Genomic DNA, 16,416 nt, shown 5'->3' with positions numbered 1-16,416 from the left:
TTGATTTTATCTATTATTTATCACCCATATAGGTGAATGCTTTAATTATTTGTTTTTGTGCAAAAATAAAAGCGATTAAAATAGGTACAATAAGCATGACGTTTCCAGCCATCAAAATATGATAGTTTACACCACTTTCAATTTGCCTTAAAGAAGCAATACCGACAGGTAATGTTCTTACACGATCATTGGTTGTAAGAGTTAATGGCCAAAAGTAGTCATTCCATGTACTAATAAAAGTAAGTAAGGCGAGGGTGGTCAGTGTAGGTCTAGCAAGTGGTAACATAATCTTGGTGATTACTTTAAACTCACTTGCTTTATCTAACTTCGCTGCTTCTATAAGTTCTTTAGGTACTTGCTTAAAGGTCTGTCTCAGCATAAAGATTCCAAAAGCACTTGAGGCAAAAGGTAAAATCAGACTTGGTAATTTGTTAATTAAATTAAGATTTGAGAATATAACGAATAAAGGTAGGAAAACCAGTTGCCCTGGTATCATCATCGTTACCATGATTAGACCAAAAATAAGTTTATCCCCTTTAAATTCATATCTTGCAAAAGCATAGGCTGCAGGAATAATGGTTAACATTTGTAAAACAAGAACACTCACTGTAATGATCACACTATTTTTTAAGTAGTGCATAAAAGGTATAGCTTCAAAGGCTTGCTTAAAGTTTTGCCATTGAAAAACCTCTGGCCACATACTTGGTGGGAATATTACAGTCTCTCCTAAAGTTTTAACTGAAGTGATAAACATCCAGTAAAACGGAAAGAAGAAAATAAGAAATAATATAATCGTCACAATGGCTCTTGGAAGTTGTTTAATAGACTTCATAACGCCCTCCTATTGGTAATGGACTTTCTTAGAAAGTAATTTAAAGTACATAACTGTAAAGATTGAAATAATCACAAGTAAAATTACACCAATAGCTGATGCATAACCAATTTTATAGAATTGGAATCCATATTCATAAATAGAATACACAAGGGTATTGGTACTGTTTTGCGGTCCTCCACTGGTTATGATCTGAATGGTTTCAAACACCTTAAAGGATGCAATGACATTGACAATGGTTAAGAAAAAGAGTGTGGGTGAAATCATAGGAAGGGTAATCTTAAGAAAAGTTTGTTTCCTAGATGATTTATCTAGCGCAGCTGCTTCATACAAATGTTTTGGAATACTTTGTAGTGCTGATAAAATAATAAGGGTATTATATCCTAGTGTTTTCCACACAGATATGATAACTAATGAAATCAAGGCTACTTTTGGATTTCCCAACCAGTCTATAGGCGGAATACCTACTAATGATAAAATATAATTCAGAAGCCCAAAGTCATTATTCATCAGCCACATCCATAAGAAAGAAATAGATGCAAGAGATACAATGTAGGGTGTAAAGATTAAGTTTTGCATAAACTTATTAATACGTGTATCTTTTCTAAGAAATAGGGCTAAGGCAATGGCCAAAATCACCCCTAAACCTACGGTTAATACCATATACACAAAAGTATTGGATAAGGTTTGATAAAACTTTACGTCTTTAAATAAGGTATGGTAATTTTTAAGCCCTACAAATTGTTTGGTAGGTGAGATCAGATCCCATTCATGGAAGCTTAGATAAATCGTATTTAAGATTGGGTAAATCGAAAAAGCTAAAAAGATGATGAGGGCTGGTGCTACAAAAAGATAGGGTTTAAGGGTTTGAATCACTTTTTTCATGATTCACTTCCTTTGATTCTATCTTTACTTTTGTCAAATCCGTACATATGTTTATAAGAAAGAGAGAGTTTCACCTGGTCATCTAACTCCAGTTCTACATCATTAAATACTTTAACCGCTACAACCCCCATCTGTGTCTGAACACGATAAATCACTTCTGAACCAAGCATTTCTCTTGTCAGTATATAGCCTTCAAATACAAATTTATCTTCCTGCTCATCCCCTTCTTTATAAAGCTTTACTTTCGAAGGTCTAAAGCCTATATAAGCCACTTCATGATCTAAGTCTATATACTTTTCAACTTTCTCACGGGTTAGCACATTCATTTCTGGTGTTCCAATAAACTGTGCAGTAAAAACATTTTGTGGTTCCACATAAATTTCATGGGGTGTACTGTGTTGTCTAATCACACCTTTTTCCATAAGCACAATGTCTGTTGCCATAGAGAGAGCCTCTACTTGGTCATGGGTTACATAAACAAATGTTGCACCCAGTTTATGATGAAGTTCAATAAGTTCTGAACGCATTTGGTTACGGAGTTTTGCATCTAAGTTACTCAAAGGTTCATCCATTAAGAATACTTTTGGTTTTTTAACCATAGCTCTTGCTAAGGCTACACGTTGCCTTTGACCACCTGATAGCTGCGAGGGTTTTTTATGAAGATGATCTCTTAAATCTACAATATCTACAATCTCATCTATTAAGCGTTCACGTTCTTGTTTAGGTATTTTCGCATTGATTAATCCAAACTCAATGTTTCCTTTTACACTCATAGTCGGATACAGGGCATAATTTTGGAATACCATCGCAATATCACGATCACCTGGCTGTATAGCATTCATACATTTGCCATCGATATAAATCTCGCCTCCTGTGATATCCTCTAATCCAGCGATCATTCTAAGTGTCGTAGACTTCCCACATCCAGAAGGTCCTACCAATACAGTGAAGCTGCCTGACTCAATTTTTAAGTCTAAATTTTCTATAACGGTTGTTCCATTATCATAAGTCTTTCTTATATTTTTTAACAAAATCTCTGACATAAATCCTCCTTACTCTTTCCTAGAGTTTATTGTCCTGTGTTTCTGACAAGTCTTATTCTATAGTCTTTTTATTAAATCAAAAATAAGAGCAAGTTAAAAGATTTATTTTTATATTAAATTATTAATAAATATAAATTAATATATATTTTCAAAACAAAAAAAACACACTTAAATGCTGTGTGTTTTTAGAACTTCTATTCACTAAAGTACTAGGTTCTCCCCTTTAACGGGTAGTATTTTCTCTGTTATGTTTGCCATTAAGCAATCCTGCCCTCTCTATTCTTACAATGTGTAAGCACTTCTTCTAATTGTCCTTTTAAAGCTTCTAATGTATGAACACGTACTGACCAATCCATATGATCTTGAATTTGATAAGGTGAAGTCAATATAGTCTTACCCCCTAAAACTTTTACTGGATATAAGTCATTATAGCCATGATCTCCAATAGCTAATATTTCATGCCCATCAATTTGATGCGTGTTTAAGATGTCCGGTAAGACATTCATAAGGCCAAAAGGTTTATCTGCACCATATTTGATCACATCAAACTTATCTTCTAATCCTATATACTTCGTAAACTCTATTGCTTCTGGTTCATTGGTATTAGTAAGCATATACATGCCTTCTGTATACTTTGCAAGTTCTCCTAGTACTTTTACAAGTTGCTCACTGACCTCTATGGCATATTCTGGCATAAGCATTTCTTCCCTTACTTTAACAAACCCCGCATCTACCACATCACTAGCTATGCCTAATTGATTAGCCAGCATAAAGACAACACTCCATGCATCAGCCATAAAACCATACTTTCTATCTAAATAACTTTCAAAGTGGGCTTCAGTATTTACAATACCCTTAATGTTTAATCGTTCTTCTAGAGATTTTCCTGTTAAATCACTGGTTCTATCATAAAATTGTCCTAATGTAAAGGGATCCTTCCCGAGTAAGATTGCTTCTGCTTTTTGTTGAATGATTGCCTCATCTGCTTCAAATACACTCCCTTTTAGGATGTGAGAAATGAATCTTTGATAAAATTTTTCATCTCTATATAAGGTTCCATCTAAGTCACAAATAATTACTTTAATATGTTCCATTTTTACACCTCTTTGCTATTTTAAATTGTTATAGGTTCAGTTATATACTTACGCTCTAAAATATATGATTATTATTTATCATTCAATCTATTTAAACTAATTTTAACTTTATCTATCTATTTTTAACAAAGAAATAAGCCTCTCATTTTACTGAGAGGCTCTATTTTTCTTATATTCATAAATACGATCAATATAAATTTTAATCAGTGCAGCAACGGGTGCTGATAAAATCATTCCCATACCGCCATAATAACTGCCACCTATGATCACTACAATTAAAATCCACACAGGTGGTAAACCAATTTTATCTCCTACTACTTTAGGCTCAATAAAATTCCCATCAATTTGTTGATAAAGTAGTAATAAAATACATCCTGTTACCCCTAAGGATACACTGTCTAATAATCCAAGGATTAAAGCAAGCACTGCACCTACTAGTGGGCCTACATAGGGAATCATATTGGTAATCCCTGCCACTGTTCCAATAAGTACAGCAAAAGGATGACCGATCATGAGCATGAGTGCCGTTGAAATCACACCTACGATTATTCCCGCTAATAGGGTTCCAACAATAAAACCACCTATAATTTCATCTATATCCCCAAGTGCGACTTGTACATATTTTTTTATTTTAGGTGAAAAGATGACATCTCCAAAACGATCCATTGCCTTAAATAAACGTTCTTTATCTTTTAAGAAATAGAAGGTTAGGATTAATGTGGCAACAAAGTCAATGACTGCCCCACCTAAGTTTCCTATAACTTTACCTACATAGCCTGCTAATGTTAGAATAAAGTCTTTCGACTGAATCAACACATTGAAATCACTTTTAGCATTTTCTAAAGTATGGTTAAGTTCTAATAATGCTGTTTTAAAAGGTTCTCCCAGTTGTAGATTACTTCTAAGAAGCTTTTGTACATTCTCTACAATTGGTGGCACTAGAAAATGGATAAGAAGCATAAGTGATGCGCCTACTATTACAAAGACAATCACAATACTTAAAAGTCTTACGCCCAGCTCTATCCCTTTAAATGACTTATCTTTACAACACTTATTTATAAGCGTTGTTAATTTTCCTTCAATAAATTTCATCGGACGATACAATATATATGCTAAGGCAAAAGCATATATAATTGGTGATATAACATCTAAAAATCTCCCCGTTCCACTGGTTACAACCTGTGTAATGATCTTCCCATTTTTAAACAACGTATAAATCCCAAATACAAGTACTATCATAATGAGCAAAAATATACCTTGTTCTACGTACTTTTTATACTTTGCTAGCCATTCTTTCATGTCCTTTTATGTCCTTTCCTCATGAATACTTATACATTATATACTATAAAGTAAAATTAACCTATTCTTTTTTAAAGTGGGCATATGAAACAAAGCAGGAGAAATAGGCTTCTACAAAATGAAAAAGATCCTCCCATTTTTATAGGAGGACCTGCATATCTTTTTATTGATTAGCTGATTTGTTTTTGACCATAATAAGCATTTTTTCCATGCTTTCTTAAGAAATGTTTATCTAGTAATGCTTGTTGCATATTGGCCATATCTTGAGCTAGTAAAGCTGTATGGAAAGCCATTTTACTTACTTCTTCAAGTACAACTGAATGATACACTGCATCAGCAGGTGTTTTTCCCCAAGTAAAAGGACCATGTTCTCTTACAAGTACAGCTGGTACTTCTAAGGCAGGAATATCTTTGAAGGTTTCCACAATCACCTTACCTGTTTCTTTTTCATATTCTCCTGCAATTTCTTCAGGTGTCATAGCACGTGTACATGGTACAGCACCATAGAAATAGTCTGCATGTGTAGTACCCATAGCAGGTAAGGATCTACCTGCTTGTGCAAAGCTTACTGCCATAGAAGAATGTGTATGCACAACTCCTCCAACTTCAGGGAATGCTTTATAGATTTCAAGATGTGTTGGTGTATCTGAGGAAGGATTTAATGTTCCTTCTACCACATTGCCTTCTAAATCTACAACAACCATATCCTCCACTTTAAGGTGGTCGTATTCTACACCACTTGGTTTGATGACTACAAGTCCTGTCGCTCTATCAATCCCACTCACATTACCCCAAGTATAAACAACGAGACCTTGTTTAGGAAGGTCTAAGTTGGCTTCCCATACTTCTTGTTTGAGCTTTTCTAACATTTTTACATGCTCCCTTCAATGAACGTTCCAACTTCTAGATACTTTTCATAAAGTTTATTATAAACTTCTACCATTTCAGGTTGTGGCAAATAAACTTTTTCTGTTGGGCTCGCCATATGACGTTGTGCTTCTTCCACATTGCCATAAATGCCTCCAACAACAGATGCAAAGATAGATGCACCTAAGGCTACTGCTTGTTCCGACTCGCATACATTGATTGGCATACCTAATACATTAGCTACAATTTGCATATTAAGTGCTGATTTCTTTGCTACACCACCAATAGCAATGACTTCATTAATGGCTACACCACATGCTCTAAAGCGTTCAACAATGGCACGTGCACCATATGCGGTTGCTTCAATAAGCGCACGATAGATATGAGGTGCTTCTGTGCCTAAATGAATGCCTAAAATAGCGCCTTTTAAATTCTGATTGGCATAAGGTGTACGTCTTCCATTCATCCAGTCAATGGCCATCACACCACTTTCTAATGGATTTACCTCGTTTGCTGCTTTTTCAAGTTCTACAAGTAACTTACTTTCAATTTCTTCACGTTTTTCTGGTTCTACAGTTTGAAGAGGCCATGCTAAAAGACGTTTATACCACGCATACACATCACCAAAAGCGGATTGCCCTGCTTCCATTCCAAGCATGCCACGAATAACAGATCCATCTACTTGACCACAGATCCCTTCAACTAATGTATCTTTCATCACATCCATATTCTCAATTAAGATATCACAAGTAGAAGTTCCCATTACTTTAACAAGGGCATTAGGGCGAATATTTCCTCCTACAGCCCCCATATGGCAATCAAATGCACCGCATCCTACTTTTACGTCTTGTGGTAAACCTAATGCCTCAGCCCATTCAGGGGCGATCACACCTGCTACTTCATCTGCTGTATAGGTATCTTCAAACAATCTTCCACGAAGACCAGCTAAAAGTGGATCAATCCCTGCAAAGAATGCTTCACTTGGAAGACCATTATACGCTTGATGCCACATGGCTTTATGACCTGCAGCACAACGACTACGTTTAATCTGATCCGCATCTTTAACACCTGTTAAAAGTGCTGGTATCCAATCACAGTGTTCAACCCAGCTATAAGCTGCTTCTTTTACCGCTTGATCTTCCCTAAGGGTTTTTAAAATTTTAGCCCAAAACCATTCTGAAGAGTAAACACTTCCTATATATTGTGTATAGTCAATTCCGCCCCATGTTTTTGCATAGTGGTTAATCTCACTTGCTTCTTTAGTCGCTGTATGATCTTTCCATAAGATAAACATAGCATGTGGATTTTCGCTAAACTCAGGAAGAAGTGCTAAAGGTGTTCCTTCTTTATTTACTGCACATGGTGTAGAACCTGTTGTATCTACACTAAGGCCTACAATATTTTGTGCAACTTCAGGACCTACTACTTTTACAGTTTCCTTGATTACTGTTTTAAGCCCTTCTACATAGTCTAATGGATGTTGTCTAAACTGTGCTTTTGCAGGATTGCAATATAATCCTTGCTTCCATCTTGGATAGTAGAAAACATGACTTGCTAATTCTTTACCACTCATTGGATCTACAATAACACCTCTACATGAGTCACTGCCGTAATCAATACCGATAACATATTTTTTATCCATATTCTCCACTCCTTATCTTAGTTTCCAGAGTAATTCATTGGTTTTTAATGCTTGTTTGAAAGAAAGTATATCTGTTTTATCATTAATGACTACATACTCAATATCCATCATTTCTGCCCAATCTACTAAATCTTCGGCTGTTACTTCATATGAGAATACTGTATGGTGAGCGCCACCTGCCAAAATCCAAGCTGTAGCCCCTACTTCCATAGAAGGTTTAAGTTTCCACAATGTACGTGCAACAGGTAACTTAGGCATATCTTTTTCAACTGCCACCCCTTCTACTTCTGCTATAATCAATCTGAATCTGCCTCCCATATCAATAAGGCATGCACATACAGCTTCCCCTTTTCCACCATTAAACACTAAACGTGCTGGTGGCTCTTTATCTCCAATACTAAGTGGATGTACTTCAATTTGTGGTTTTGTACTAGATATGGTTGGACATACTTCAAGCATGTGGGCACCAAGTACCATCTCTTCACCATTTACTAGGTTATAAGTATAGTCTTCCATAAACGATGTCCCTTTGTTATCTGCAATTACTTTCATAACACGTGTTAAGGCTGCTACTTTCCAGTCCCCTTCTCCACCATAGCCATAACCTTTTTCCATAAGTCTTTGTGTTGCAAGCCCTGGCAATTGTTTCATACCATGTAAGTCTTGGAATGTGTTTGTAAAGGCACTGCACTCATTTGCCTCTAAGAAACGTTCCATAGCAATCTCCATTTTTGCCTGCTCTTTTACATTTTCAAAAAATGGTGTACCTTCTTGACAGTCTGCAGCAAAAGTATAGTTTGCTTTGTATACTTCAATGAGTTTAGCAAGGTCTTCTTCTGTTACTTTATTCATTTCTTCTACTAAATCACCTACGCCATAACCATTAATAGACCATCCGAATTTTACTTGTGCTTCTACTTTGTCACCTTCTGTAACAGCTACTTCTCTCATGTTATCACCAAATCTTGCGACTTTAAGAAGGTGTCCTAAACTTGCTGCTTTTGCAACACGTGCCCATTTTCCAATTTGTTGTTGTACACGTTCTTCTTCAAAGTAACCAACAACCACTTTGCGGTTAATGCCCATACGTGTATAGATAAATCCATGTTCGCGGTCCCCATGAGCTGATTGATTTAAATTCATAAAATCCATATCAATGCTTTCCCATGGAATCGCTTGATTACGTTGTGTATGTAAATGTAATATAGGTTTTGTAAGCAATTTTAATCCGTTAATCCACATTTTTGATGGTGAAAATGTATGCATCCAAGTAATAACCCCTACACAACTTTCATCATTGCTTGCTGCCATACATGTATCTCTAATTTGTTCTGGTGTTGTCACTGTAGGTTTCCATACAATCTCTAATGAAATATGTGAAGATTGATTCAGTGACTCTACAATATATTTTGCATCTTCTGCAACTTGTTTTAAACATTCTTCACCATAAAGATGTTGACTTCCTGTAATAAACCATATTTTTTGTTTACTCATTTTATCGCTCCTTATTCATTTTCATTCTTATTGTTTACTTCTTGTTTACTAATTTATCATATCTATTTTTAATATTCAATACAAATTTCATAAATTTTTATATTTATTTGTACGATTATACTTAAACGTTGATTTATATAGTTATATTTCTCTTTTTATCATGTTAAATTTATTTTTCAAGTTTTAAACCCTTTATTTTCAACCTTTTTGTTTAGTTCACACATTATCTATCTCTATTTTTCCATTATTCTTTATTGACTTTAATATATTTTTTGTTTACCATTTAGTTTATCAAACAGTTTACTACGAAAGGAGTACATTATGGCTACCATACGAGAACTCGCAAAAATGTGTGGTGTCTCCCCTGCTACTGTATCTCGTGTTCTTAATCATGATGAAACGATTAGCGTTTCTAAAGAAACACGTAAACGCATCTTTGAAACGGCGGAACTTGTCTCTTATCAAAAACCTTCTCGTTCTAAAAAAGATGACCAATCCTCTTATACTGTGGGCTTGGTCCATTGGTTCGACGAGCTACAAGAGCTTAATGACCCTTACTTTATTTCTATTCGTATGGGAATTGAAGAACTTTGTAACACCCATGCTATTCAACTGATTAAAATCTTTAATTCTGACACTTTAGAGGCTAACTTCCCACAAGTGTCATTAGATGGACTTATTGTTTTAGGGAAATTTCCTGACGCACACATTGAGCAATTTAAAAAATACGCACCCCATATTGTGTTTATTCATTCCAATGAACAACATTTTGATTATGACTGCGTAAAAGCTGATTTTACGAATATTACCCTTCATGTCTTACAACATATTGTAGACAAAGGTCATACTAGGATTGGTTTTATTGGAGGACATGAAATACTGCCCTTTTCTAATACACCCCTAGAAGATGAAAGAGAACAAACCTTTAAGGATTATTTAACTAAAATAGGACTTTATAATCCTGACTATGTTCTTATTGGCTCTTTCGACTTTCATAGTGGTTATACCCTTATGGGACAATTATTAAAGTCTTGTAAGGATCATTTACCAACTTGTATATTTGCTGCTAGTGACACCCTTGCTATTGGTGCCTTACGTGCCATTAATGAAGCGGGTCTATCTGTACCTAAAGATATAAAAATCATTGGTTGTAACGATATTCCAACTTCTCAGTACACTTCGCCTACGCTTTCTACTATAAAAATCTATACTGAACTTATGGGGCAAATAGGTATCAAACTTTTACTAGAACGTATTTCCGGTGAACGTACAGAATCTTTAAAAGTGACTGTACCACACAAAATTATTCTTAGAGAAAGCTTTAACTCATTTAATTAATCAAATTTTAGGAGGTTTTATTATGAAGTTATTTATTGATACTGCGAATACAAAAGATATTGCTATGGCCAATGAATTAGGTGTGATCTGTGGGGTAACAACGAATCCTTCACTTATTGCAAAAGAAGGTCTTGTTTTTGAAGAAGTGATTAAAGAGATTACAACTATTGTAGATGGTCCTATTAGTGCAGAAGTTTTATCACTTGAAGCACCTGGTATGGTAGAAGAAGCACTTAAACTTGCTAGCATTCATCCAAATATCGTTATCAAACTCCCAATGACTTTAGAAGGTCTAAAAGCAACCAAAATCCTTTCTAGCAAAAATATCAAAACAAACGTTACCCTTGTCTTTTCTGCAAACCAAGCCCTTCTTGCTGCACGTGCAGGTGCTACATATGTAAGTCCATTTGTTGGACGCCTTGATGACATTGGTTTTGATGGAAATGTTCTTATTAAGGATATTGCTGAAATCTTTGAAACACATAAAATAACAACTGAAATTATAGCAGCAAGTGTACGTAACCCTATTCATGTATTAGAATCGGCTAAAGCGGGTGCACATATTGCAACTGTTCCTTATAGTGTTATTAAACAAATGGTGAATCACCCACTTACTACAGCAGGGATCGAAAGATTTATGGCTGACTGGGCTGGTCTTACGGAGGTACTTAACAATGAGAAATAATCAAGCAATTAACACCCTTCGTGCCCTTGCTGCTGATGCTGTTCAAGCTGCAAACTCTGGACACCCTGGCTTACCACTGGGTGCTGCACCTATTGTGTATACTTTATGGCAAGAACACATGAACCATAATCCTCACAATCCTAAATGGCCTAACCGTGACCGCTTTATCTTATCAGCAGGACATGGTTCTGCCCTCCTTTATGCTGCCTTACATCTTTTTGACTACGGGCTTACAACTGAGGATCTTAAAAACTTCCGTCAAGAAAATTCTCTTACACCAGGTCACCCTGAATATGCCCATACAAAAGGAGTCGAGATGACCACTGGTCCTCTTGGTCAAGGCGTTGCATCTGCTGTTGGTTTTGCTATGGCCGAGGCACATATGGCAGCTCACTTTAACCGTCCTAACTTCCCTATTGTTGATCATTATACTTATGCCCTTGTAGGTGACGGCTGCCTTATGGAAGGGATTTCTTATGAAGCTCTTTCTCTTGCAGGTACACTTAAACTTGATAAATTAATCGTTTTATACGATTCAAATAATATTACCATTGAAGGCTCTACTTCTCTTGCCTTTACTGAAAACGTACGTAGTCGCATGGAAGCGCAAGGCTTCCACACTCAACTTGTAGAAGATGGTAACGATACAGCTGCTATTTCTTCAGCCATCGCCCAGGCAAAAGCTACAAAAGACAAACCAAGTTTTATTGAAATTAAGACACAAATTGGATATGGTTGTGCACAAAAAGTAGGTAAAGCAAGTGCACACGGTGAACCTCTTGGAAAAGACAATATTACTCAAATGAAGATAGACTTAGGACTTCCGGTCCAAGACTTCTACGTGAGTGACGAACTTCGTAAGGATATGGATGCCTTTTGTCAAACTGCCTACGAAAAAGAAGCCAATTGGAACTGGAATTTTGAAGCTTATAAAGCCGAATATCCTGAACTCGCTAAAGAATGGGAAGACTGGCACACCCCTACTTCTTATAGCTTAGAAGATCTTTATGCCAACTATAGTGATCCTTCAAAATCTCTTGCTACACGCCAAGCCTCTTATGAAGTAATCAACAAACTTGCTAAACGTGTTCCTAACTTTATTGGGGGTTCTGCTGACCTTGCACCTTCAACGAAGACATATATGGCTAATAAAGGAGACTTTAGTGCTGAGGATTACACAGGACATAACCTCCACTTTGGTATTCGTGAACATGCCATGGCCGCTATTGCTAATGGTATGGCCTTATACGGTGGTTTAAAAGTTTTCTGCTCCACTTTCTTTGTCTTTAGTGATTACATGAAAAATGCGATGCGTCTTTCTGCACTCATGCATTTACCTGTTACCTATGTTCTGACTCATGATAGTATTGGGGTTGGCGAAGACGGACCAACACATCAACCCATTGAACACCTTGCAATGTTACGTAGTATGCCTAATATGATTACTTTCCGCCCTGCTGATGCAAAAGAAACCATTGCAGCTTGGGAGTATGCCATGAATAGCCAAGATGCACCTGTTAGTATTGTCCTTTCAAGACAAAACCTACCTTACCTTGCAAATAGTGGTGAAGAAGCTAAAAAGGGTGCTTATGTTATTGGTTCATATACACCAAATGAAGCAGATATCCTCTTAATGGCTACTGGTTCAGAAGTACAACTCATTGAAAAAGCTGCTACACTTCTTGACGAAGCACATATTAAAGCTTGTGTCATCAGTATGCCTTCTATGGATTTATTCGAGCAACAACCATTAAATTATAAGCAAAGTATTTTGCCAACATCTAATCGTAAACGTCTGGCTGTAGAAGCCCTTACTTCCTTTGGCTGGGACCGCTATACAGGTTTAGATGGTCGTATTATTTCTCTTGATACTTTTGGTGAATCTGCACCTGCTGATTTAATTTTCAAGAAACATGGTTTCTGCGTAGAAAATATCGTTGAACAAGTTAAAGCTTACTTACAAGCTTAACGGTAAAATAAATAAAGAGCTCTCTAATGCTAGATTAAAATTCTAGCATTAGAGAGCTCTTTTCATTTAAGACTTATAACAGTTCATTTCTACTTTATAGAGTTCAATATTACCTCGTCTTTCAACGGCAATAAAAAGTAGATGATCTAAATGGCAAATACACGTATAACCATCTGTTTCCTCCTCTACCAACATGACATGCTCTTGCCAGTTGATCGTATCCTTAGAAACTTTTAGAGTAATTTTTTCCCTTTTCTCCTTAGAGTTTGGATTGACAAATATATAAAGGGGTTGTCCATCAACAGTTATCTTATCAAAACTTCCTTGGCAAGCATAAGGTTCTACAAGAACATGGCTATCCGTTTCATGAGGTACCCATGTTTTCCCTTTATCGTAGCTTAGATAAACTCTTCTGTAGCTGGCATAACTTCTACAATTAAGCATTAATATACCTGAATCTAACTCTACAACCTGGCATTCTGAAGAAAACGCCTCTACTCTTCCTCCTGGGAACGCCCATGTATTACCTCCATCTTCTGAAATCATAATGCAAGATTGAATAGAGGGCACCTCCTGCTCATTGGTTTTAATTTGACAAGGTACAACTAACGTTCCATCTTCCATTTGTATGCCTTTACCTGGAGCTGGGAAAAAGCTTACCATTGTCTCATCCTTTAAGTGTGCCAGACTTCTTTTCGGAGCCCATGTTGCCCCATCATCATCTGAATAGGTATATACCATATAAGCTTCTATTGCACTAGGTTCCTTTGTATGTTCCCATAATGCATTACTATCTACGTTATGTCCAAAGATAAAGACACGATTTGTTTGTCTATCCACTAAAATACAAGCATCTAATATTCTCGATTTTTCTACGCTACGCTGATTACATAGTACTTTCTGTTCTTCTAAAAAAGTATTGCCTAAATCTAAACTTCTACGTATTCCAATATCAATATTGTCTACATCACTAGAACCATTATAACGAATATCACCCCCAGCGATTAAAACATTATGATTGGTTACTTCACAAAATGGTATTCTAAAATACTTCGAATCAAAATTTTCATTAGCTGTCAAATAAGTGGTACATTCTACCTTCATCTCAAATTTCCCTTCGTATAAGTCTTATTATAATTTTGTACTGCTATTTAAATATTAACACTAAAATTTTACTTTTTCCACTCTGTTTTTTTACTTATTAAATTTTCCTTATCGCTTTTCTAATTGGCCTTACTTTATGTCCAAGCTTTAATCTTGTTCACCTATAAGCCTATACTTCTTAATGACAAAAAGAGCTCTAAAACTTTATCTTACTTTAGTTTTAGAACTCTTCTATTCATTTAAGTTAATAGCTATTTATTATGTATCACTTGCCTTACTCATTTTTTAGAAAGTTACAGTTAAACCTGTTTGGAATTTTTCATCATCAATTACGACTGCAATATTAAATTCCCCTTTTACGCCCTCTTTCATTACATTCATTTGAATGGCACGTTTAAGGTCTGTTTGGAAGCTTGCTACACAGATTGCTGTAAATGTTTTTTCTGTTGTTGGCACATAGTATTGATAAGTTTTGTCTGCGCCTTCTAAAAGAAGCATAACTAATTGACCTTTTGCAAATTCTGCATTAAATACGATACGGTCTATTTCTTCTGCAAAGTGTGCTTTGTACTTTTCTGGTACACTATTGCCTTCATCTTTAAGATCAGGAATTTCTGTTAAGAATTCTTCTGATGTCCCTAATGTGCCAAGAATTTCACCTTTTCCAAGCTCTAAATTTGCACCATTGTGGTAAAGTGGCATTTTTTCTGCACGGTAGTAGTTACTTGGTACTTGCATTTCAAACATGACTTCATCATTTAGAATTTCAACTGTAATAGCATTACGTGTTACATTATTTTCTGTTGACACTGCACTTTTCATAAGACTTTCAGTTGGTTTACCGTCTTCCATTACAATACCACCTGAGTGAACAAGGTAATGTCCATCTGCATAATATTCTACGTTACAAATATAAGGTGAGAAGAACTCTGACCCACGCTCTTTTCCGTATTGCCATACTTGTTCAATTGTCATCTTGTCTGTATCAATTTTGTAGCGTACACCTCTTGAGAAGTTATCACCATTTTTAATATAGTCTTCTTTACGTTTTGCACGGTATTGACCGTTATCAAAGCACATCACATCCCCTTCTGGTGTAATAAGGCATGCATGTTGCTCATATTGCCAATCAAAGTTTTCACCAACTGGTGTGAAGAAATATTTTTCTACCATTTCTTGTGGCCAGCCATCTGGATTACCAAGAATCCAATTAAGCTTACAGGTATCGTAATCCACATTAATAATCGCATCTTGGTGTCTACCTGAGAAAGATAAACTATTTGTTTTCTTATCATACCATACTGCATTATTGTGGAACCAGTCGTGTGGTGTCCAGCTTCCTGATTTACCTACTTCTTGTGGTAATACACTTTGGATATCCCATTTTTTAATGATTTCTCCTGTGTTACGATCTACAAGTACACAAAGATCTTCAATGGTTCCTCTTTCAAAGTCTTGAGTAAGGATCATAATATTACCATCTTCCATCTCAAGTTGGTCATGATGGTAACCTCCTGGCAAACGGAATTCTTTATACATTTTCCCTACCATATCCATCTCAACAACACCTGTTGTTGTATAAGGTTTTTCTAAGAAACGTTCTGAACCAATTAAAAAGTGTCCATTTTTAATGCGTTTAATATCAAATACAAAGGTATCTGCTAAGTACCAACGGCATTCACCTTGGTAATCATAAGCTGCACAATAAGCTTTACCTGTTGGACTGATAAACATTAAATTATCTTTCATATAAGCACTTGTTGTTTCAATTTTAGTTGGTTTTAATGCCATTGCATGAAGAGGTTCTGTTTGAAGATTGAAACAATGAACTTCTCCTGTTGCAAGTGTGATTTCAACCGTATTGTTATAGTCTGCATAGAGTCCAAGTACAGGTAGAACATGAGTTGTTGCTGCTTCATAGGTATGACTGATTGTACCTGCTTCTTCTTTACCTTTTACTGCAACTGTTACAGCTACTGGTTCCTCTGTCTTAAAAGCTACTACTGCTGCTAAAGGCACAACATGATAAGGATTTAACTTCACATAAGGCTGGTCATAAGTATAATGACCTTGTTCAAATTCAGCAAGCATTGCTTGTTCACTTTCATATTGACTATGAATAAGATGTTCTCTTTTTATCATTTCTACTGCCATTTTTATCGCT

Annotated in this window: 13 protein-coding genes; 3 read left to right on the top strand and 10 right to left on the bottom strand. The window is 35.9% G+C overall.

The genetic code is table 11. The features are described from left to right. Positions 1-13: 13 nt before the first annotated feature. The 8 genes from PBV87_RS14305 to araA all read right to left on the bottom strand — a co-directional run bounded on the left by PBV87_RS14305 (position 14) and on the right by araA (position 9,156). Complete coding sequence (locus PBV87_RS14305) at positions 14-832, bottom strand: carbohydrate ABC transporter permease (RefSeq protein ID WP_271012704.1); 819 nt, start codon at positions 830-832, stop codon at positions 14-16. Between the two features lie 9 nt (positions 833-841). After that, positions 842-1,717 carry a carbohydrate ABC transporter permease gene (locus PBV87_RS14300; RefSeq protein ID WP_198524884.1) on the bottom strand — a complete coding sequence of 292 codons (876 nt, stop codon included), beginning with the start codon at positions 1,715-1,717 and terminating at the stop codon, positions 842-844. Further along, positions 1,714-2,760 carry an ABC transporter ATP-binding protein gene (locus tag PBV87_RS14295; protein ID WP_271012703.1) on the bottom strand — a complete coding sequence of 349 codons (1,047 nt, stop codon included), beginning with the start codon at positions 2,758-2,760 and terminating at the stop codon, positions 1,714-1,716. Before PBV87_RS14295 ends, PBV87_RS14300 begins: the two co-directional genes overlap by 4 nt. A gap of 257 nt (positions 2,761-3,017) precedes the next feature. Then, on the bottom strand, positions 3,018-3,854 hold the full coding sequence (locus PBV87_RS14290) for an HAD family hydrolase (RefSeq protein ID WP_271012702.1): 837 nt from the start codon (positions 3,852-3,854) through the stop codon (positions 3,018-3,020). A 147-nt stretch (positions 3,855-4,001) separates the two neighbouring features. After that, positions 4,002-5,153 carry an AI-2E family transporter gene (locus PBV87_RS14285; RefSeq protein ID WP_271012701.1) on the bottom strand — a complete coding sequence of 384 codons (1,152 nt, stop codon included), beginning with the start codon at positions 5,151-5,153 and terminating at the stop codon, positions 4,002-4,004. 170 nt (positions 5,154-5,323) lie between these two features. Then, entirely contained in the window at positions 5,324-6,022 is a 699-nt protein-coding gene (locus PBV87_RS14280; protein ID WP_053983866.1) for an L-ribulose-5-phosphate 4-epimerase, read from the bottom strand. 2 nt (positions 6,023-6,024) lie between these two features. Beyond that, positions 6,025-7,662, bottom strand: a complete 1,638-nt coding sequence (locus PBV87_RS14275) for a ribulokinase (protein ID WP_271012700.1) — start codon at positions 7,660-7,662, stop codon at positions 6,025-6,027. 12 nt (positions 7,663-7,674) lie between these two features. Next, entirely contained in the window at positions 7,675-9,156 is a 1,482-nt protein-coding gene (gene araA, locus PBV87_RS14270) for an L-arabinose isomerase (RefSeq protein ID WP_271012699.1), read from the bottom strand. A gap of 321 nt (positions 9,157-9,477) precedes the next feature. Between araA and PBV87_RS14265 the strand changes: the two genes are divergently transcribed. From PBV87_RS14265 to tkt, 3 genes are read left to right on the top strand one after another with little or no spacing between them, the layout of a single operon-like run. Further along, the gene (locus PBV87_RS14265; RefSeq protein WP_271012698.1) at positions 9,478-10,494 is read left to right on the top strand and encodes a LacI family DNA-binding transcriptional regulator; all 1,017 of its coding nucleotides are present in this window, start codon (positions 9,478-9,480) and stop codon (positions 10,492-10,494) included. Positions 10,495-10,516: 22 nt separating this feature from the next. Continuing rightward, complete coding sequence (gene fsa / locus PBV87_RS14260; RefSeq protein WP_271012697.1) at positions 10,517-11,179, top strand: fructose-6-phosphate aldolase; 663 nt, start codon at positions 10,517-10,519, stop codon at positions 11,177-11,179. Then, entirely contained in the window at positions 11,169-13,148 is a 1,980-nt protein-coding gene (tkt, locus tag PBV87_RS14255; RefSeq protein ID WP_271012696.1) for a transketolase, read from the top strand. The genes fsa and tkt overlap by 11 nt, the downstream gene beginning before the upstream one ends. A gap of 66 nt (positions 13,149-13,214) precedes the next feature. Here tkt and PBV87_RS14250 read toward each other — a convergent pair whose 3' ends face one another. Together PBV87_RS14250 and PBV87_RS14245 are read right to left on the bottom strand one after the other, a co-directional pair. Then, the gene (locus PBV87_RS14250) at positions 13,215-14,252 is read right to left on the bottom strand and encodes a sialidase family protein (RefSeq protein WP_271012695.1); all 1,038 of its coding nucleotides are present in this window, start codon (positions 14,250-14,252) and stop codon (positions 13,215-13,217) included. Between the two features lie 285 nt (positions 14,253-14,537). After that, a complete protein-coding gene (locus tag PBV87_RS14245) occupies positions 14,538-16,406 on the bottom strand; it encodes an aryl-sulfate sulfotransferase (protein WP_271012694.1) in 1,869 nt (622 codons plus the stop codon). Between the last annotated feature and the right edge of the window lie 10 nt (positions 16,407-16,416).

The organism is Holtiella tumoricola (assembly GCF_027857615.1).
Taxonomy (GTDB): Bacteria; Bacillota; Clostridia; order Lachnospirales; family Cellulosilyticaceae; genus Holtiella; species Holtiella tumoricola.
The sequence above is the reverse complement of the archived record's forward strand: the minus strand, read 5'-3'. Positions and strand labels throughout refer to the sequence as shown.

Excerpts from the sequence above, each read along its gene's own strand:
- PBV87_RS14300 (WP_198524884.1), bottom strand. The coding sequence starts at position 1,717 with ATGAAAAAAGTGATTCAAACCCTTAAACCCTATCTTTTTGTAGCACCA.
- tkt (WP_271012696.1), top strand. The coding sequence starts at position 11,169 with ATGAGAAATAATCAAGCAATTAACACCCTTCGTGCCCTTGCTGCTGAT.
- fsa (WP_271012697.1), top strand. The coding sequence starts at position 10,517 with ATGAAGTTATTTATTGATACTGCGAATACAAAAGATATTGCTATGGCC.
- PBV87_RS14265 (WP_271012698.1), top strand. The coding sequence starts at position 9,478 with ATGGCTACCATACGAGAACTCGCAAAAATGTGTGGTGTCTCCCCTGCT.
- PBV87_RS14285 (WP_271012701.1), bottom strand. The coding sequence starts at position 5,153 with ATGAAAGAATGGCTAGCAAAGTATAAAAAGTACGTAGAACAAGGTATA.
- PBV87_RS14250 (WP_271012695.1), bottom strand. The coding sequence starts at position 14,252 with ATGAAGGTAGAATGTACCACTTATTTGACAGCTAATGAAAATTTTGAT.
- PBV87_RS14280 (WP_053983866.1), bottom strand. The coding sequence starts at position 6,022 with ATGTTAGAAAAGCTCAAACAAGAAGTATGGGAAGCCAACTTAGACCTT.
- araA (WP_271012699.1), bottom strand. The coding sequence starts at position 9,156 with ATGAGTAAACAAAAAATATGGTTTATTACAGGAAGTCAACATCTTTAT.
- PBV87_RS14290 (WP_271012702.1), bottom strand. The coding sequence starts at position 3,854 with ATGGAACATATTAAAGTAATTATTTGTGACTTAGATGGAACCTTATAT.
- PBV87_RS14245 (WP_271012694.1), bottom strand. The coding sequence starts at position 16,406 with ATGGCAGTAGAAATGATAAAAAGAGAACATCTTATTCATAGTCAATAT.
- PBV87_RS14305 (WP_271012704.1), bottom strand. The coding sequence starts at position 832 with ATGAAGTCTATTAAACAACTTCCAAGAGCCATTGTGACGATTATATTA.
- PBV87_RS14295 (WP_271012703.1), bottom strand. The coding sequence starts at position 2,760 with ATGTCAGAGATTTTGTTAAAAAATATAAGAAAGACTTATGATAATGGA.
- PBV87_RS14275 (WP_271012700.1), bottom strand. The coding sequence starts at position 7,662 with ATGGATAAAAAATATGTTATCGGTATTGATTACGGCAGTGACTCATGT.